Annotated in this window: 13 protein-coding genes and 2 riboswitches; of the genes, 6 read left to right on the top strand and 7 right to left on the bottom strand. The window is 61.4% G+C overall.

Annotated elements, in window-relative coordinates:
* The first annotated feature begins 110 nt into the window (after positions 1-110).
* A complete protein-coding gene (locus tag ACGJAX_RS19690; protein ID WP_390955799.1) occupies positions 111-842 on the top strand; it encodes a hypothetical protein in 732 nt (243 codons plus the stop codon).
* 133 nt (positions 843-975) lie between these two features.
* Here the strand turns inward: ACGJAX_RS19690 and ACGJAX_RS19685 are convergent, their stop codons facing one another.
* The 5 genes from ACGJAX_RS19685 to cobW form a co-directional block, all read right to left on the bottom strand.
* Positions 976-2,535, bottom strand: coding sequence for a TerC family protein (locus ACGJAX_RS19685; RefSeq protein WP_390955798.1), 1,560 nt, complete (start codon positions 2,533-2,535; stop codon positions 976-978).
* 416 nt (positions 2,536-2,951) lie between these two features.
* Positions 2,952-3,497 (bottom strand): VWA domain-containing protein, encoded by a 546-nt coding sequence (locus ACGJAX_RS19680; protein WP_346348935.1) that lies wholly within the window; start codon positions 3,495-3,497, stop codon positions 2,952-2,954.
* A gap of 119 nt (positions 3,498-3,616) precedes the next feature.
* Positions 3,617-4,615, bottom strand: a complete 999-nt coding sequence (locus tag ACGJAX_RS19675) for an AAA family ATPase (RefSeq protein ID WP_390955796.1) — start codon at positions 4,613-4,615, stop codon at positions 3,617-3,619.
* Positions 4,616-4,762: 147 nt separating this feature from the next.
* Positions 4,763-8,605 carry a cobaltochelatase subunit CobN gene (gene cobN, locus ACGJAX_RS19670; protein ID WP_390955795.1) on the bottom strand — a complete coding sequence of 1,281 codons (3,843 nt, stop codon included), beginning with the start codon at positions 8,603-8,605 and terminating at the stop codon, positions 4,763-4,765.
* A 3-nt stretch (positions 8,606-8,608) separates the two neighbouring features.
* Entirely contained in the window at positions 8,609-9,676 is a 1,068-nt protein-coding gene (gene cobW, locus ACGJAX_RS19665) for a cobalamin biosynthesis protein CobW (RefSeq protein ID WP_196586166.1), read from the bottom strand.
* A 98-nt stretch (positions 9,677-9,774) separates the two neighbouring features.
* A riboswitch (cobalamin riboswitch) is annotated at positions 9,775-9,987 on the bottom strand.
* A gap of 125 nt (positions 9,988-10,112) precedes the next feature.
* Positions 10,113-10,339, top strand: a riboswitch (cobalamin riboswitch).
* 118 nt (positions 10,340-10,457) lie between these two features.
* Here cobW and ACGJAX_RS19660 point away from each other — a divergent pair.
* The 4 genes from ACGJAX_RS19660 to cobM all read left to right on the top strand — a co-directional run bounded on the left by ACGJAX_RS19660 (position 10,458) and on the right by cobM (position 12,595).
* A complete protein-coding gene (locus ACGJAX_RS19660) occupies positions 10,458-10,652 on the top strand; it encodes a CbtB-domain containing protein (protein ID WP_390955794.1) in 195 nt (64 codons plus the stop codon).
* Between the two features lie 11 nt (positions 10,653-10,663).
* Positions 10,664-11,356, top strand: a complete 693-nt coding sequence (locus tag ACGJAX_RS19655) for a CbtA family protein (protein ID WP_390955793.1) — start codon at positions 10,664-10,666, stop codon at positions 11,354-11,356.
* Entirely contained in the window at positions 11,353-11,766 is a 414-nt protein-coding gene (locus tag ACGJAX_RS19650) for a cobalamin biosynthesis protein (RefSeq protein ID WP_390955792.1), read from the top strand. Before ACGJAX_RS19655 ends, ACGJAX_RS19650 begins: the two co-directional genes overlap by 4 nt.
* Positions 11,767-11,848: 82 nt before the next feature.
* Positions 11,849-12,595, top strand: coding sequence for a precorrin-4 C(11)-methyltransferase (gene cobM / locus ACGJAX_RS19645; protein ID WP_390955790.1), 747 nt, complete (start codon positions 11,849-11,851; stop codon positions 12,593-12,595).
* A 165-nt stretch (positions 12,596-12,760) separates the two neighbouring features.
* On the opposite strand, the gene nfuA is transcribed toward cobM, so the two are convergent.
* On the bottom strand, positions 12,761-13,345 hold the full coding sequence (gene nfuA, locus ACGJAX_RS19640; protein WP_024781251.1) for a Fe-S biogenesis protein NfuA: 585 nt from the start codon (positions 13,343-13,345) through the stop codon (positions 12,761-12,763).
* Between the two features lie 294 nt (positions 13,346-13,639).
* Positions 13,640-15,937: a fatty acid cis/trans isomerase gene (locus ACGJAX_RS19635; RefSeq protein WP_390955789.1), complete on the bottom strand. Its 2,298-nt coding sequence runs from the start codon at positions 15,935-15,937 to the stop codon at positions 13,640-13,642.
* Between the two features lie 155 nt (positions 15,938-16,092).
* On the opposite strand from ACGJAX_RS19635, the gene metH reads away from it, so the two are divergent.
* Positions 16,093-19,803: a methionine synthase gene (gene metH, locus ACGJAX_RS19630; protein ID WP_390955788.1), complete on the top strand. Its 3,711-nt coding sequence runs from the start codon at positions 16,093-16,095 to the stop codon at positions 19,801-19,803.
* The last annotated feature ends 16 nt before the right edge of the window (positions 19,804-19,819 follow it).

Below are 19,819 nucleotides of genomic sequence, written 5' to 3'. Positions count from 1 at the left end.
GTCAAAACCCTTGCCAACCTGTCAACTCTGACAGTAGACGCCCCGCAAGCCCTGAGGAAATACTGGCTCGGCATGTCACTTATAAACATCGCCTCTCCAGGGAATTAAATGTGAATACAGCAAGGATGTTTTTTATAACTACCGCACTCGGGACTTTTTTATCGGGTTGCGACATCGAACAGACCAACAGCATTGCCACGGTAAACGAAGAATGCGCGAGCCTCGTCAGCGCAAAGTACATTGGCCAAAACGGTGCGGAAGTTTGTGTCACGACGCCACTGTCCAAAAGCGACACATCCATTGCGGGAACTATCGTCGGCGTCGACTCGGCGGGGCCGTTCATGGTAACGGCGTTAACAAGCGACGGAGATATCCTGAGACAGGCAACCACGCTTGCCAACGGAGATTTCACGATGACTCAGTTGAACCTCTCGAGCCTGCCAGGCAGGGGGATTTCGTTCTCGGTGTTTGTAAATGGAATCAGTTCGCCTCCTACCAGACTGGTCGTTGGGCAAGAGCCTGCGGTCAAGTGCGTTCGCGGCACACCGAACTACCCGTTATGCGGAACCTATCCGGGTGCAATTTTCTTCCCGATAAAAAATTCCGTTACCACCCTCTTTTCGGTTCCATCGGGCGATACCTTTCGCGCGCCAACGCTGTTGCCGCATTTTGTTGGCTTGAACGTTATTTACTGGCGGCCAGGCAAAGCCATCGGCCGCTTGCCCAATGTCCCTGCGCCACTCAAACCCGGAGAGGCGCAAACCGTTTATGCGACGGTAAACATTAACGAAGAATCGTTCGCCTACCCGGTGACCCAGACTGTTTTGCCAGGCGACAAGTAACACGCCAACAGACCGACACGGAGTGAACACCGCCACGACATCTGGGCCTCATCGGTCAAGCCGTGCCTACAGATACATCAACAGCCTGTAGGCACGGATATGCCAGCGCAGTGCCCTCGGGCCCGCCCCAACATCACCCGTCGACACGCGCCAGAAACACTCGCGTCACCCGCCGCTCTTCGACCTTGAGGACGGTCATGCGCCAGCCCTGCCACTCATGGCTGTCACCGATCATCGGCAGGCGATCCAACAAACTCATCACCAACCCGGCGAGGGTTTGATAGTCGTCCGTCGGTTGCGCGGCAAACCCTGTGCGTTGCCGCACCCGCGCCAGGTTCAAGGCACCACTGACCACAAACCCGCCATTGTCCTCGTGCACATCCGGGCCTTCGATTTCGCTGGCATCGGGTAACTCGCCGGCAATCGACTCCAGAATGTCGGTCATGGTCAGCACGCCGACGAAATCCCCGAATTCATTGACCACAAAGGCGATGTGGGTCGATGCCTTGCGCATCTGCTCCAGGGCATTGAGGATCGAATAGCTGTCCAGCAAGTTGATGGTCTGGCGCGCCAGGTGCGCAAGATCAGGCTCGTTACCGGCCAGGTATTCCTTCAGCAGTTCCTTCTTGTGCACGAAGCCCAACGGTTCATCCACGGCACCGTCACGAATCAATGGCAGACGCGAGCAGGACGAATGCATCAACCTTGTACGAATGGCCTCGGCGTCATCGGTCAGGTCGATATGATCGACGTCGGCGCGCACGGTCATCAGGGTACGGATCGGCCGTTCAGCCAGTTGCAACACGCCGCTGATCATCACCCGCTCGCGACGGTCGAACAGTTCTTCAGTCGGTGCTTCGCCGTTGTCCAACAGGTCGGCAATGTCTTCACCGACCTCCTCCACGGCCAGTTTGCGACCGCCCAGCAAACGCATTACTGCATGAGCCGTGCGCTCGCGCATCGGTCGCAGGCCCTGCATCGAGCGCTTGCGGCGAGCCCGGGCAATCTGGTTGAACACCTCGATCAGGATCGAGAAACCGATGGCCGCGTACAGGTAGCCCTTGGGAATGTGGAAGCCCAGGCCCTCGGCGGTCAGCGCAAAACCGATCATCATCAAGAAGCCCAGACACAGCATGATCACCGTCGGGTGCGCGTTGACGAAACGGGTCAGCGGCTTGCTCGCAACGATCATCAGGCCGATGGAAATGATCACCGCGATCATCATCACCGCCAGTTCATCGACCATGCCCACAGCGGTAATCACCGCATCGAGGGAGAACACGGCATCGAGCACCACGATTTGCGCCACGATCGGCCAGAACAAGGCGTAGGCCGTATGGGAGGAGCGCTGGCCGACATGCCCTTCGAGGCGTTCGTGCAGCTCCATGGTGGCCTTGAACAACAGGAACACACCGCCAAACAGCATGATCAGGTCACGGCCGGAGAAGCTCTTGTCGAACACCTCGAACAGCGGTTGGGTCAACGTCACTAGCCACGAGATACTCGCGAGCAAGCCCAGACGCATCAACAACGCCAGGGACAAACCAATGATGCGCGCACGGTCGCGCTGCTCAGGCGGCAATTTGTCCGCGAGGATCGCGATAAACACCAGGTTATCGATGCCCAACACCAGTTCCAGCACAATCAGCGTCAACATACCCAGCCAAGCGGTGGGGTCAGCTATCCATTCCATGTAAACGTCTCGATCTCGTCAGTGAATTCAGAATGCCGGGCACGGCAAGGCGCGGCGCAATGGCCGTGAAACTGCAAAAACAAGGGCGTTTGAATGGTCGAAGACCGGGTGTATGGCGTGCGTCAGGAGCGCGCATTGGCGCGAAGGGAAAGGGTAGCCGGGGGGCTCCGTGAAGGTGTTCATGCAAATCCTGAATGGAAAAAGGACTTGGATCGTACAGGTGATCGGGATAATTCCTACAGCCGAAAATCATTACAAAATCTGTAGTAGTCAGGAAAGCGGGATGTCCGAGGACCCTCTTCGCGAGCATGGGGCATCCGCTGTCAATCGAGTCTGTGCTTCACCCGGACCATTGTGGGAGCGACCTTGCTCCGGTCGACATTCCGACGATGACGAGAGCCCGCACACCGCACCTCTCAGCCGGGCAGCAACCCGTCGATATGCCGATACTCAGCCTGAAGCTGCGCCGCCAGGACCCGGCTGCGCCCGAGGCGAATCGGCCCGCGCTCGATGTCGATGACCAGCCCCGGACAATCGAGCGCGGGCAACGTCGGCCAGTCCTTCAAGCGGCCATCGGTCACTATCAGCAACCGTTGCTGCTCCGCCGGGAAGCGCTTGTGCCGCGCTCCCAGCCAGCGCCCCGCTTCACTCAACGCCGCCAGCAACGGCGTGCCACCGCCGGCACCGAGTCCGTCGAGCCACGTGCGCAATCCGCTGGATGCCTTCAACCCTTGCACCTGCCATTTCGGCTGCGTCCCGCTGGCTGTCAGCAGGCCCAGCCGCGCGCGTTGGCGGTAAGCATCGTCGAACAGCTGTGCCAGCAAGCCTTTGGCGTCACTCAAGGCCTGATGCCGTCTCGTCGACGCCGACGCATCGACGATCACCAGCCACAGCTCATGGGCGGAACGGGTACGCAGGTGGAACAACAGGTCGTCGCGCTGACGTGGCCGGCCGTTCAGCAACGTACCGGGCCAATTGACCGCCCCGTCGCGCGCGGCCTGACGTTTGCCCTGCTTGCCGTGGTCGAGGCGTCCGGCGCGGGGTCTGGCATTCGCCCCCGCGTCAGAGCGAGGGCGAATGCCTAGGGCTTTTTTGGCCAGCTCGGCACTTCACGGCGAGCCCCGACCGGCAGCGCCTGGACAGGCATTTCACCCCACTGTCCCTGGCCTGAGTCCGGGTTTGACTGTTGACTGGCGTGGGACTGCTGCTGTTGTGGGGCCGGTGGCGTTGGCTCACGACGACGATGGCGCAATGCAAATTCGGCGACCGCATCGATATCTTCGACGGCGATGGCACCCACCCCACGCCAGGCGGCATGGGCCCGCGCCGCCCGCAACCAGACCAGGTCGGCGCGCAAACCGTCGACCCCGGCGGCAAAACAACGCTCGGTAATCTGCGCCAGGGTGTCATCGTCCAGGGCAATGCTGGCCAACGTGCTGCGAGCCTGCTGGCAACGCTCGCGCAACGCCTGCTGGCGGCTCTCCCACTCGGCGCAGAAGCCGTGCGGATCGCTGTCGAAGTCCAGGCGCCGCCGGATGATCTGCCCGCGCTCGGCCGGCGCGGTGTGACCACCGAGGGCGACGTTCAAGCCAAATCGATCGAGCAGTTGTGGGCGCAGCTCACCCTCCTCCGGGTTCATGGTGCCGATCAGCACGAACTTCGCCGAATGCCGGTGGGAAATGCCGTCGCGCTCGACCAGATTGGTGCCACTGGCCGCCACGTCGAGCAGCAGATCGACGAGGTGGTCGGGCAGCAGGTTGACTTCATCGACGTAAAGCACGCCACCGTCGGCCTTGGCCAGCACGCCCGGGGAAAATTGCGCGCGACCTTCGCTCAATGCAGCGTCGAGATCGAGTGTGCCCACCAGGCGTTCTTCGGTGGCGCCCAACGGCAAGGTGACAAACTGACCGCTGGCCAGCAGGTCCGCCAGGCCACGGGCCAGGGTCGACTTGGCCATGCCGCGCGGGCCTTCGATCAACACACCGCCGATCTTCGGGTCGATGGCGGTGAGGCACAGCGCGAGTTTCAAATCGTCGGCGCCGACCACGGCGGAGAGCGGGAAATGGGGGGTATCGGTCATTGTTCAATCTCGGTCATGGTCGGTGATTTCACAAACACCTTGATCCCTGTGGGAATGAGCCTTCTCGCGAAGGCGCTGCGTCAGTGGCTATTGAGGCGACTGACGCTCCATCGCTAGCAAGCTCGCTCCTACAGGGTCGGCGGTGTTTCAACTGTCTTCTTCTATATCCAGCAACAGATTCTCCAGTGCCTCGCGATACGCGCCCGGCTCTTTCCACATCCCCCGCTGTTGCGCTTCGAGCATGCGTTCGGTCATGTCGCGCAAGGCATGGGGATTGTGCTCGCGAACGAAGTCACGGGTGTTGGCGTCAAGCAAATAGGCATCCGCCAGCAGCGCGTATTGGTGATCGTCGATCAATTGCGTGGTGGCATCGAAGGCGAACAGGTTGTCGACCGTCGCGGCCATTTCAAACGCGCCTTTGTAGCCGTGACGTTTGACGCCTTCGATCCACTTCGGATTGGCTGCCCGAGAGCGGATGACCCGGCTCAGTTCTTCCTTGAGCGTGCGGATTTTCGGCAGGTCCGGCTGGCTATGGTCACCGTGATAGCTGGCCGCCGTCGCACCACTGAGATTTTCCACGGCGGCCAGCATGCCGCCCTGGAACTGGTAATAGTCATTGGAGTCGAGCAAATCGTGTTCGCGGTTGTCCTGGTTTTGCAGCACCGCTTGCACCTGGCTCAGGCGCTGGGCGAACTGCTCGCGGGCGGCGGTGCCTTCGTCGGAGCCACCGTAGGCATAGCCGCCCCAGTTCAGATACACCTCGGCCAGATCCTCGCGGCTCTGCCACAGGCGACCGTCGATGGCGCCCTGCACACCCGCGCCATACGCGCCAGGCTTGGCACCGAAGATGCGCCAACCGGCCTGGCGTCTGGCCGCGTCTTCGTCGAGCCCCGATTGCAACAACGCTTCACGCTCGGCGCGAACCTTGGCCGCCAGGGGGTTGAGGTCGTCCGGCTCGTCCAGTGCGGCAACCGCCTGCACGGCGGCGTCGAACAGGCGGATCAGATTGGCAAAGGCGTCGCGGAAGAAACCCGAGACACGCAACGTCACGTCGACCCGCGGGCGATCGAGCAAACTCAGCGGCAGGATTTCAAAATCGTCGACCCGCTGGCTGCCCGTCGCCCATACCGGACGCACGCCCATCAGCGCCATGGCCTGGGCGATGTCGTCGCCGCCGGTGCGCATGGTCGCGGTACCCCATACCGACAGGCCGAGCTGACGCAAGTGATCACCATGGTCTTGCAGGTGACGCTCAAGGATCAGGTTGGCGGACTGGAAACCGATGCGCCATGCGGTGGTGGTCGGCAGGTTGCGCACGTCCACCGAGTAGAAGTTGCGCCCGGTGGGCAGCACATCCAGGCGCCCGCGACTCGGTGCGCCGCTGGGGCCGGCCGGAACGAAGCGACCGCTAAGGGCATCGAGCAGGCCGCGCATTTCGGCGGGGCCACAGGCGTCCAGTCGTGGTGCGACCACCTCGCGCAGGTTGTCGAGGATGGCTTGCACCTCGGTCCAGCCGGCCTCTTGTAGGCGCGAACTTGCTCGCGATGGTGTGTCAGTTGGCATCAATGTGGCTGATAAACCATCGCGAGCAGGCTCGCTCCTGCAGGAGGCATTCAGCGTCTGCGAGATCAGTTGTGTGGCGAACAGTTCCAGGCGTTCGCGGGTGTCGCCGGCTGTGCGCCAGACTTCGTCGGTGACGGTTTGCAGTTCGATCGGACGCGGCCCGCTCCACGGCTCGGCCAGCACACAATCGAGCGGATCGAAGCCCAGTTCAAAGGCTTTCGCCAACGCCCTTGGCAGGCTTGACTGCGCACCACGCCCATCACCCCGAGGAATGCGCAGCAGCGCGAGCAAGGTGTCGATGCGCAGGCGCCCGGTCGGTGACTCGCCGAACACGTGCAGGCCATCGCGGATCTGCGACTCCTTCAAGTCGCACAGGTAGGTGTCCAGACGTGGCAACCAGATCGACGCGTCGGCGTCGCTGTCGAGTTGTTCGTCCAGTTGCAGTTCGCGGTCGATGTGCGTGTCGCGCACCAGTTGCAGGATGTCGCGCTGCAACTCCCGGGCACGCCGCGGATCGAGCAGTTGCGCTTCGTAGTACTCATCCGCCAACAGCTCGAGATGGCGCAACGGGCCGTAGGTTTCAGCGCGGGTCAGGGGCGGCATCAAGTGGTCGATGATCACCGCTTGGGTGCGCCGCTTGGCCTGGGCGCCCTCGCCCGGATCGTTGACGATGAACGGATAGATATTTGGCAACGGCCCGAGCAACGCGTCCGGCCAGCAGTGTTCGGAGAGCCCGACACCCTTGCCCGGCAGCCATTCGAGGTTGCCATGCTTGCCGACGTGGATCACGCCGTGGGCGCCGTAGGTGTTGCGCAGCCAGAAGTAAAACGCCAGGTAGCCGTGGGGCGGCACCAGGTCCGGGTCGTGATAGACCGCGCTCGGGTCCACCTGATAACCCCGCGCCGGTTGAATGCCGACGAAGCTCAGGCCGAAACGCACCCCGGCAATCATCATCCGTCCGCCGCGACACATCGGATCGCTCTCGGGCGCGCCCCAGCGTTGCAGCACCGCTTGGCGGTTGGCTGCGGGCAGCGCGTTGAACATTTGCAGGTAATCGTCCATGGCCAGGCTCTGCTGGCAAGGACGCTGGTCGAGGGTATCGAGATCGTTGCTGACGCCGCCGAGCAGTTGTTGGATCAGGGCCGTGCCGCTGTCCGGCAACTGCGCCGGCAATGGATAACCTTCGGCATGCAGTGAACGGAGGATATTCAGTGCCGCCGCCGGCGTATCAAGGCCGACGCCGTTACCGATGCGACCATCGCGGGTCGGGTAGTTGGCGAGGATCAGCGCAATGCGTTTTTCGGCATTCGGCAGCCGCGCCAGATCGATCCAGCGCCGCGCCAGTTCCGCGACAAAGTCCATGCGTTCCGGTTGCGCGCGGTAGCAGACTACATCGGACTGACTGCGCTCACTGCGCCAGGCCAGATCCTTGAAGCTGATCGGTCGACTGATGATCCGCCCGTCCAGTTCCGGCAGGGCGATATGCATTGCCAGATCACGCGGGCCGAGCCCTTGTTCACTGGCGCGCCACCCCGGTTCGTTATCCTGGGCGCAGATCGCCTGAATCACCGGGATGTTGCGGCGAAACGGACGCAAATGCGGGGCTTCAGGACTCGACTGGGCGAAACCGGTGGTGTTGAGAATTACCGAGGCGCCGATCTCGTCAAGCCAGTCCTCGACCACCGACAGGCAGCCGGGCTCCTTCAAACTGGCCAGGGCGATGGGCAACGGGTTCAACCCCGCTGCCTGTAAACGCTGACAGAAAACATCGATGAAAGCGGTGTTCGCCGCCTGCAAGTGCGAGCGGTAGAACAGCACCGCCGCCACGGGTTGGTCGGCCCGCCATTCGGCTTGCCAATCGCTCAGTTGCGCGGGACTTTTGTGCGGGTGATAGATCGCGGTGCGTGGCAGGACTTGCGGCTCGGACCAGGCGTAGTCACGACCCAGCCAGCGATTGGCCAGGCAGCGAAACAGGTCCAGCGCATTGCCCATGCCTCCCTGGCGCAGGAAGTGCCAGAGCCGCTCGCGGTCCTGTACGGTCACTGTGCTGAGGTCGCTGAGTTCCGGATCGGGACGGTCATCGCCCGGCACCAGAATCAGCTGCACCCCACGCCGGGAAAGCTCCACCAACCGCTCGACGCCATAACGCCAATAGGCGATGCCGCCGTGCAGCGAAATCAGAATGACCTTGGCGTGGCGCAGCACTTCGTCGACGTACAGATCGACCGAGGCATGGTTCTGCACCTGCATCGGGTTGGCCAGGCGCACGGTCGGGTAATCGTCGGGCAACTGCTGCGCCGCTTCGGCGAGCAGCGCCAGACTGGAGTCACCGCTGCACAGGATCACCAGTTCGGCGGGGGTTTGCCCAAGGTCGGCAATGTTGTCATCCGACACGAAACCGCCGGGCTGGGTCCTGAGCAGGTGCATGGCTTACACGCTAAGCGCGGCGCGCAATTGCGTTTCGAGCAATGCGGCGTCCAGCGCCTGGCCGATCAACACCAGACGCGTGGTGCGTTCTTCTTCGCCACCCCACTGACGGTCGAAGTGTTTGTCGAAACGAGTGCCCACGCCCTGGATCAGCAGGCGCATCGGTTTGTTCGGGATCGCCGCGAAACCCTTGACCCGCAGGATGCTGTGCTCGACCACCAGTTGCGTCAGTGCGTCCATCAGCAGGCTTTCGTCAGAGGCCGGCAGCTCGATGGAGATAGAATCGAAAGCGTCGTGATCGTGGTCGTCATGATCGTCATCGTCGTGGTGATGATCGTGATGGCTGTGGCGGCTGTCGATGTGTTCTTCGGAGCCGGCGCCCAGGCCGATCAGCACGTCCAGTGGCAGGCGACCGCTGCTGGCTTCGATGACCTTGACCGCTGGCGGCAACTCTTCGGCGACTTCCAGGCGGACGCGGGCCAGGTCTTCCGGGCTGATCAGGTCAGCCTTGTTGAGGATCACCAGATCAGCGCTGGACAACTGGTCGGCGAACAGCTCGTGCAGCGGCGATTCGTGATCCAGGTTCGGGTCGAGTTTGCGCTGGGCATCCACCTGATCCGGGAACGCGGCGAAAGTGCCGGCGGCCACGGCCGGGCTGTCGACCACGGTGATCACCGCGTCGACGGTGCAGGCGCTGCGGATTTCCGGCCACTGAAAAGCCTGGACCAGCGGCTTTGGCAGGGCCAGGCCCGAGGTTTCGATGAGGATATGGTCAAGATCGCCGCGACGGGCGACCAGTTCGCGCATCACCGGAAAGAACTCTTCCTGAACGGTGCAGCACAGGCAGCCGTTGGCCAGTTCGTAGACCCGGCCATTGGCTTCTTCTTCGGTGCAACCGATGGAGCACTGTTTGAGGATTTCACCGTCGATGCCCAGTTCGCCGAACTCGTTGACGATCACCGCAATGCGGCGCCCCTGAGCGTTGTCGAGCATGTGCCGCAGCAAGGTGGTTTTGCCCGAGCCGAGGAAGCCGGTAACGATGGTGACGGGGAGTTTGGCCAGTGTTTTCATCGAATGCCCTTTGGCAAGGTGGCGGGCATACGGGACGAGTACCGGCAACGCCTGTGCGCGCCGGAAGCGTTCGCCACCGGATCACCCCGCCCGGTTGTAGTGAGAAACTGTATCGAGGCAGGTCTCCTGGCTGACGGTGTGCCAGTCGCTTGACTGGCGTTGGCTGCGCCTTCCCGCGGGCTCAGGACTTGAGCGTGCAGTGGCGTGGCAGCGAACATCACCGTTCACAGTTGCGGGGGCAGCCGCGGCTTCGACCGCGTTCCCTTCTTAGCTTCGACAAACGCCGAAGAACCTCGAAAGCGCAAGGCTACGCATCGTATTGGGGCGGGTCAATGTTCATGCTGAGTTCTACAGCGCCTCAACGCCGTCATCGCGAGCAACTGCGCCCCGAGTTGAGAACGCTTGCCAATTGACGCCCCACCCTTGCCCATGCTCTCCTACACGCCTTGTTACGGGTGCCCTTCACAGGGTGAAACGGGAAACCGGTGAATCATGTGCTTTACTCTTAAGCCATGTCAGTCCGGTGCTGCCCCCGCAACGGTAAGCGAGCGAAGCGTCAGATCCACTGTGCCCGTGCGGCATGGGAAGGTGATGCTTGCAGGTTCAGGCGATAGCCAACACCCCTCGTGAGCCCGGAGACCGGCCCGCAACACAAAGTGAACCTTACAATCACTGAATGACAACCCGCGGTGGGCGGGCGCTGTTCGAACCTCTGCGCGCTCGCTCGTGCAGGGATTTGCATGCGCTCTCATTCCCCGCTGACAGAACTGAGGGAAGCGCCATGTCGATCATCAGCACCACCGACCACAGCACCACCACGAGCAGCACCACAACCCTGACTCAACGCCTGACCGCCGCCGTTTGTGCGTCGATCCTCGGCGCGTGCCTTGTGTATTTCGCCGGTTTCTCGCACATCGAAGCGATTCACAACGCCGCTCACGATACCCGTCACAGCGCCGCCTTCCCGTGCCATTGAGACCCGCCGACATGATCAAGCGTATCGCGCAAACCGCAGGCTTCACGGGGTTGCTGGCCGCCCTGCTGCTGACTCTGCTGCAAAGTTTCTGGGTCGCTCCGCTGATTTTGCAGGCCGAAACCTACGAAAAAGCGGAACCTGCGTCGGTCGAAATGCATGAACACGCCGCTCACACCCACGATGCCGAAGCCTGGGAGCCGGAAAACGGCTGGCAACGCGTGTTGTCGACCACCGGCGGCAATCTGGTGGTGGCTGTCGGTTTCGCCCTGATGCTCGCCGGCCTGTACACCTTGCGCGCGCCGACCAAAACCTCACAGGGGCTGCTCTGGGGCTTGGCCGGTTACGCGACCTTCGTGCTCGCGCCGACCCTCGGCCTGCCGCCTGAACTGCCAGGCACCGCCGCTGCCGATCTGGCGCAACGGCAAACCTGGTGGATTGGCACTGCCGCCTCAACCGCGGTCGGCATCGCATTGATCGTGTTCAGCCGCCACTGGCTGATGAAAGTCCTGGGTGCAGCCATCATTGCCGTCCCCCACGTGATTGGCGCGCCGCAGCCGGAAGTGCACTCGATGCTAGCACCGCAAGCACTGGAAACCCAATTCAAAATTGCTTCGCAGTTGACCAACGTCGCATTCTGGCTGGCCCTGGGCCTGATCAGCGCCTGGCTGTTCCGCCGCAAGCTCGATGACCAATACCACGCATGACCGATACCGGCACAGCGCCGACCCTGGTGGTCGGCCTGGGCTGCCAACGAGGCTGCCCCGTCAGTACTTTGCGGGCGCTGCTTGATCAGGCGTTGCAAGCGCATCAGATCGGACTGCATCAGATCAAGGCCCTGGCGAGTATTGATTTGAAGCGCGACGAACCAGCCCTTGTCGAACTGGCCGAGCAACTCTCACTGCCATTGACGTATTTCAGCAGCGCCCAGTTGGCCGGCTATGAGCCTCAACTCAGTCATCATTCGCAGATCGCCTTCGAGCGTACCGGCTGCTACGGTGTCGCGGAAAGTGCCGCCCTGGCCCTGGCCGAACAGTTGACCCAGACGCCGGCCAAGTTGCTGATTACCCGGCAAAAATATGCCCAGGCCACCCTGGCATTGGCCAGCTCGACGTAAAATCCCGATAATCCGCGCGTTCAATCATGAGCAATCTTCATCTGGCGCCCTGCCCAGCCCCCTTTTCCCACAGGAATCGACGATGACCGTCTACTTCATTGGCGCAGGTCCAGGCGACCCCGAGCTGATCACCGTCAAAGGCCAGCGGCTGATTCGTAGCTGCCCGGTGATCATCTACGCCGGTTCGCTGGTGCCCGCCGCTGTGCTGCAGGGCCATTGCGCCGAACAGGTGGTCAACAGCGCCGAACTGCACCTGGAACAGATCATCGACCTGATCAAGGCCGCCGATGCCAAGGGTCAAGACGTGGCACGCGTGCATTCCGGCGACCCGAGCCTCTACGGCGCGATCGGTGAGCAGATTCGCTATCTGCGCGAACTCGGCATTGCCTTTGAAATCATTCCCGGGGTCACCGCTACGGCGGCCTGCGCGGCGCTTTTGGGGGCGGAACTGACCCTGCCCGATGTCTCACAAAGCGTAATCCTGACCCGCTATGCCGACAAAACGGTGATGCCGGCCGGCGAAGAATTGGCCAGCCTGGCGCAACATGGGGCAACCATGGCGATTCATCTGGGGGTCAATCATCTGGAAAAAATCCTGGCCGAATTACTGCCACATTACGGCGCGGACTGTCCGATCGCGGTGATTCATCGGGCAACCTGGCCGGATCAGGACTGGGTGGTAGGGACGCTGGAGAACATTGCCGGGAAGGTTCAGGCCAAGGGGTTTCGGCGCACGGCATTGATTCTGGTGGGACGGGTGCTGGGCAGTGACCATTTCAGCGAGTCGTCGCTGTATCGCGCCGGCCATGCGCATTTGTACCGCCCCTAAAGCACTTGTGGCGAGGGCGCTTGCTCCCGCTGGACCGCGAAGCGGTCCCAACATCAGCCAAGGCATTCATCTAGGAAAAATGCATCGGCTGTATTGTGATGGCTACGCCATCAAACGGGAGCAAGCTCCCTCGCCACAGCGCCGTCTTTTTTCGCAGCGAACGCCTTAGTAGTAGGCGTTTTCTTTCTGCGTATGGTCGGTCACGTCACGAACACCCTTGAGCTCAGGTATACGCTCAAGCAGGGTGCGCTCAATGCCTTCCTTCAGGGTGACGTCCGCCTGGCCGCAGCCCTGGCAACCGCCGCCGAACTGGAGAACGGCGATGCCGTCTTCAACCACATCGATCAGGCTGACCTGACCGCCGTGGCTGGCCAGCCCCGGGTTGATCTCGGTTTGCAGGTAATAGTTGATGCGCTCGTTGATCGGGCTGTCGGCATTGACCATCGGAACTTTGGCGTTTGGCGCCTTGATGGTCAGCTGGCCGCCCATGCGGTCGGTGGCGTAGTCGACGACCGCATCGTCCAGGAAAGCTTCGCTGAACGAATCGATGTAAGCGGTGAAGCTTTTCAGCCCCAGAGCGGTGTCTTCAGGTTTTTCTTCGCCCGGCTTGCAGTAGGCAATGCAGGTTTCGGCGTACTGGGTGCCAGGCTGGGTGATAAAGATGCGGATGCCGATGCCCGGGGTGTTCTGCTTGGAGAGCAGATCAGCCAGATAATCATGGGCGGCGTCGGTGATGGTTATAGCGGTCATGGAAACTCCTCGCAGGCTTGGGCGCAGTTTACGCCAATCATCGCGCCGGACAAAGTCCTAGTATTTTTGTCGGGAAAGAACCGAAGCCACCTCGCTCTCCGGTTCGCCGTCATTCCATACTTTAAGCCACCGATAGCTGCATTTTTCCACCCATTCGTAGCTTAGCCATGATCCCGACCCGATGATGGCAGAACAAACCGCGATCATCACATAGGAACAGTCTGTTGCGCTCGGGAAAGGATTTCGACATGGCGCCTAAAGCGTCCGGCATCGGCCCATCGTGTCAAAGGTTGATCAAAGGTTCTCGTAGCGGTTCATGTCCAGCACGCCCTCTTCCACCGGATCGGTTTCGTGGATGTAGCGGCTCAGGTCATGGAAGTACTCCCAGAACTGCGGGTGACTGCGCCTTACACCCCAGCGCTCGACAATCTTCTCGAAGCTGTCGGCGTCCCTGGCGTTTTCCATGGCGTCGACAAAGGCCGGGACTTGCTCGGCGGGAATGTTGAACATGAAGTTCGGGTAGCTGCTCATGACCCCCGGATAAATGGTGAGCGTGTCGAGCCCCGGCTGATAGCGCAGCGACTCGCCCAGCAGGAACGCCACATTGCTGTGCGCCCGGTTGCGCAGCAGGCTGTAGACCACACGCTGGCCGCTCGCGGCCTCGACGCGCAACATGGTCGCTTCGGGCAATTGGTCGATGACCTTGAGTCCGGCCGCCGGGCGTGAAGCCAGGCGACTCAAGGCCTGTTCGGCGCCTTGCAGGTCCGGGTCGATGTTGGGTCGCGAGCAGTAGGCACCGTCACAGCGATTGATCGGGTCCGGATTGGCGTTGAGCTCGCCATAGCGCGCCAGCAACTGCATGGCGAAATCGCGCTTGGGGTCATCTGGATCGAGTTTCAGCGCCGTCGGCGTGTCGTCGTCGATCGATTCGTAGTCCAGCCACATCTTGAATTTGCCACTGCTCTGGTACCAGTCATCCAGGTAACGGTCGCGGGAATTGGCCGGCATCAGGCGCAGGAAGTTCTGCTCGGCGCCATTGCGAATCAGGTCGAAATACAGGCGCGTCTGGGCTTGATGCGAGACGTTGCCGAACACGTCGAAATTCACCGCCAACTGATAGTACGTGCGCTCCAGCAACGGGAAGTCGAACAGCCAGATGGTTTGCGGCACGTCACCGATCAGGCCCTTGGTCACCGAAGCACTGTCGAAATGGCGAAAGATGCTCAACAACGCGTTGTCATTACCGGCCCACAGGCTCGACCAACTCGGCGGCGGCAGTTCGGCGTAGCTTTCCCGGCGCAGGGCTTCGTACTCGTTACGCTTGTCGCGGTAGTCGTGCCAAAGGCTCAGGACACTGCCCACGTCGTCGTTCTGCCCGGGCATTGCCAACAAAGGCGTCGCCTGGCCGCGGTAGTTCGGGTCGGTGATGTAGAGGTCGTGTTCCGGGGCCTGGAACAATGCCCAGAAATTATCGCGAATCACATCCGTGGCAATCTGCCCCCGGCAGACCGGACCGCGAATAAAGGTGCGAACGAAATACTCGGCGTTATCGAGCATGAACTGATAACGCGCCTGGGCCGGGATGGCTTCGAACGTGGTAAACGGATTGGCCCGGCGTTCCGGCCCGTAGCCCGGTAGCGCGTTGACCTGCCAGTTGCCGTTGTAGAACAGGCTCTTTATGCGCGCCATCTTCGCCGCACTCAGCGGATAGGTGATGTGGGTCTTGTGCACGATCACGCCCTGCACCGGCCACAGGCGGTAATAGAACTGACTGCCGGGATCGTCATTCGGTCGGCGGGTATTGATCAGGTCGATAGGCTGGCCGCTCGGCGTACGCGAACGCACCCACTGGAAGAAATGCCCGGGTTCGCCGTCCTTGAAATAGAGGTGAGCAAGAAACCAGTGCTCGAACAACCAGCGCCCCACCAGACTTTGCCGTGCACCCGGCGCATTGAGCAGGTTCTCCCATTGCATCACCTGAAAGGCCTCGTTCGCGCTGGGCTCCAGGCCTTGCTCATCAATGGGCGCGCCGGAGGCTAGCCAGCGTTGCAAGGTCTGATATTGCTGATCGGTCAGGCCGGTAACGGCCAGCGGCATGCCCTGTTTCGGGTGGGAGCCGGCATAACCATCGAACTCCGCCGGCATGGCACACATGTTTTCCCGGTTCAGCCCAAGGACAATGTCGTCGGGCAACCTGGCATAGGGCTGCATGGGCGCCTGATGGCCCAATTCGAGCATCCGCGCCATCAGCGCGGCCTGACTGCCCTGGGCGTCAAGTACCGAATAGAAGCCCTTTTGCTGCCAGGCACGTTTGCCGAAGGCGTCATAAAACAACCGGGTCGGCGCGGCGGCCTGACTGCGATTACCGTCATAAACCAGGGATTTGTTCGCACCGCGAGCGGCGCCCTCGCCGCTGGCCAGGTTGAGTTGGCAGGGAGAGTCATAGCAGGCGTGGCAGGCCACGCACTTTTCAGTGAAGATCGGTTGAATGTCGCGAGTGTAGGAAATGCCCGTAGAAACAGCGGGACTTTGCGCTACGGCGCCCCAGCTTATAAACAGCAATGCAATGCTGATGACGACGCGATACGACATGTCCCTGGTCCCGATCGTTAAAAAACGCCGCGATTCTACCGGTCCGGCCGCCCTGCCAACATGAGCGATATTCACGTTAAATCCGGACATGCTCCAAAAGCGCACAGGTTTGCTATTATCCCGGGCCTTCGTCATGGCCTTACCGAGTAGTCCAAATGTCCGATCGCAGCGTTCGCCTTCAAGCTCTCAAGCACGCCCTCAAAGAGCGCATTCTGATTCTCGATGGCGGCATGGGCACGATGATCCAGAGCTACAAGCTTGAGGAGCAGGATTACCGCGGCAAACGCTTCGCCGACTGGCCGAGCGACGTCAAAGGCAACAATGACCTCTTGGTCCTGACGCGCCCGGATGTGATTGCCGGTATCGAAAAAGCCTATCTGGATGCCGGCGCCGACATTCTGGAAACCAACACCTTCAACGCCACTCAGATTTCTCTGGCCGATTACGGCATGCAGGGCCTGGCGTACGAGTTAAACGTAGAAGGTGCACGGCTGGCCCGCAAGGTGGCCGACGCCAAGACCCTGGAAACCCCGGACAAGCCGCGTTTCGTCGCCGGCGTGCTCGGCCCGACCAGCCGTACCTGCTCGCTGTCGCCGGACGTGAACAACCCTGGCTACCGCAACGTGACTTTCGATGAGCTGGTGGAGAACTACACCGAGTCCACCAAAGGCCTGATCGAAGGCGGCGCCGACCTGATCCTGATCGAAACCATATTCGACACCCTCAACGCCAAGGCCGCGATCTTTGCCGTGCAAGGTGTGTTCGAAGAACTGGGCATCGAATTGCCGATCATGATCTCCGGCACCATCACCGACGCCTCCGGCCGAACCCTGTCCGGCCAGACCACCGAAGCGTTCTGGAACTCCGTGGCCCATGCCAAGCCGATCTCTGTCGGCCTGAACTGCGCCTTGGGTGCCAGCGAGCTGCGCCCGTATCTGGAAGAACTGTCGAACAAGGCCAACACCCACGTCTCGGCGCACCCGAACGCCGGCCTGCCCAACGAATTCGGCGAGTACGACGAACTGCCTGCGCAAACGGCCAAGGTCATTGAAGAGTTTGCCCAAAGCGGCTTCCTCAACATCGTGGGTGGCTGCTGCGGCACCACGCCGGGCCACATCGAAGCCATCGCCAAAGCCGTGGCCGGTTATAAGCCGCGCGAGATTCCGGAGATCGCCAAGGCTTGCCGCCTGTCGGGCCTGGAGCCGTTCACCATCGATCGCAACTCGCTGTTCGTCAACGTCGGCGAGCGCACCAACATCACCGGTTCGGCCAAGTTCGCCCGCCTGATCCGTGAAGACAACTACACCGAAGCCCTGGAAGTCGCCCTGCAGCAGGTCGAGGCCGGCGCCCAGGTGATCGACATCAACATGGACGAAGGGATGCTGGATTCGAAGAAGGCCATGGTGACCTTCCTCAATCTGATTGCCGGCGAACCGGACATCTCCCGCGTACCGATCATGATCGACTCCTCCAAGTGGGAAGTGATCGAAGCCGGCCTCAAGTGCATCCAGGGCAAGGGCATCGTCAACTCCATCAGCATGAAGGAAGGTGTCGAGCAGTTCATACACCACGCCAAACTGTGCAAGCGCTATGGCGCCGCGGTGGTGGTGATGGCCTTCGACGAAGCCGGCCAGGCCGACACCGAAGCGCGCAAGAAAGAAATCTGCAAACGCTCTTATGACATTCTGGTCAACGAAGTCGGCTTCCCGCCGGAAGACATTATCTTTGACCCGAACATCTTCGCCGTGGCCACGGGCATCGAAGAACACAACAACTACGCTGTGGACTTCATCAACGCCTGTGCCTACATCCGCGACGAGCTGCCGTATGCGCTGACCTCGGGCGGCGTGTCCAACGTGTCGTTCTCGTTCCGTGGCAACAACCCGGTGCGCGAGGCGATTCACTCGGTGTTCCTGCTGTACGCGATCCGCGCCGGCCTGACCATGGGCATCGTCAACGCCGGTCAGCTGGAGATCTACGACCAGATCCCGGTGGAGCTGCGCGATGCCGTGGAAGACGTGATCCTCAACCGTACCCCGGAAGGCACCGACGCCCTCCTCGCCATCGCCGACAAGTACAAGGGCGACGGCAGCGTCAAGGAAGCCGAGACCGAAGAGTGGCGCAACTGGGACGTCAACAAGCGCCTGGAACATGCGCTGGTCAAGGGCATCACCACCCATATCGTTGAAGACACCGAGGAGTCCCGTCAGTCCTTCGCCCGCCCGATCGAGGTGATCGAAGGCCCGCTGATGGCCGGCATGAACATCGTTGGCGACCTGTTCGGCGCCGGCAAGATGTTCCTGCCGCAGGTGGTGAAATCCGCCCGCGTGATGAAACAGGCCGTGGCCCACTTGATCCCGTTCATCGAGCTGGAAAAGGGCGACAAACCGGAAGCCAAGGGCAAGATCCTGATGGCCACGGTGAAAGGCGACGTGCACGACATCGGCAAGAACATCGTGGGCGTGGTGCTGGGGTGCAACGGCTACGATATCGTTGACCTTGGCGTGATGGTGCCGGCGGAAAAAATCCTCCAGGTCGCCAAGGACGAAAAGTGCGACATCATCGGCCTGTCCGGCCTGATCACCCCGTCGCTGGATGAGATGGTCCACGTTGCACGCGAGATGCAGCGCCAGGACTTCCATCTGCCGTTGATGATCGGTGGAGCAACCACCTCCAAAGCGCACACGGCGGTGAAGATCGAGCCCAAGTACAGCAACGACGCGGTGGTGTATGTGACCGACGCCTCCCGTGCCGTCGGCGTGGCCACGCAGTTGCTGTCCAAGGAACTGAAGGCCGGTTTCGTCGAGAAAACCCGCGAGAAATACATCGAGGTCCGCGAGCGCACCGCCAACCGCAGCGCCCGCACCGAACGCCTGAGCTACGCCGCAGCGATTGCGAAAAAACCGCAGTTCGACTGGAGCACCTACGAGCCGGTCAAACCAACGTTCACCGGCACCCGGGTGCTGGATAACATCGACCTGAACGTGCTGGCCGAGTACATCGACTGGACGCCGTTCTTCATTTCCTGGGACCTGGCCGGCAAGTTCCCGCGCATCCTCCAGGACGAAGTGGTCGGTGAAGCCGCCACCGCGCTGTACGCCGATGCCCAGGAAATGCTCGCCAAACTGATCGACGAGAAACTGATCAGCGCCCGTGCGGTGTTCGGTTTCTGGCCGGCCAACCAGGTGCGCGACGATGACATCGAAGTCTACGGCGATGACGGCAAACCCTTGGCCAAGCTGCATCATCTGCGCCAGCAGATCATCAAGACCGACGGCAAGCCGAACTTCTCCCTGGCCGACTTCGTCGCGCCCAAAGACAGCGAGATCACTGACTACGTGGGTGGCTTCATCACCACCGCCGGTATCGGTGCAGAAGAAGTGGCCAAGGCGTATCAGGACGCAGGCGACGACTACAACTCGATCATGGTCAAGGCACTGGCCGACCGTTTGGCCGAGGCCTGTGCCGAGTGGCTGCACCAGCAGGTGCGCAAAGAGCACTGGGGTTACGCCAAGGACGAAAACCTCGATAACGAGGCGCTGATCAAGGAGCAGTACACCGGTATCCGCCCCGCCCCGGGCTACCCGGCCTGCCCGGACCATACCGAGAAAGCCACGCTGTTTGCCCTGCTCGACCCCGAAGCCCGCGAAATGCAGGCCGGCCGCAGCGGTGTATTCCTCACCGAGCACTACGCGATGTTCCCGGCGGCGGCGGTCAGCGGCTGGTACTTCGCCCACCCGCAAGCGCAGTATTTTGCCGTGGGCAAGATCGACAAGGACCAGATGCAGAGCTACACGTCGCGTAAAGGTCAGGAGCTGAGTGTGACTGAACGCTGGCTGGCACCGAACCTCGGCTACGACGACTGAAGCGCCCATGAAAAAA

Source organism: Pseudomonas moorei, assembly GCF_042846945.1.
In the GTDB taxonomy this organism is placed as follows: Bacteria; Pseudomonadota; Gammaproteobacteria; order Pseudomonadales; family Pseudomonadaceae; genus Aquipseudomonas; species Aquipseudomonas moorei.
The sequence above is the reverse complement of the archived record's forward strand: the minus strand, read 5'-3'. Positions and strand labels throughout refer to the sequence as shown.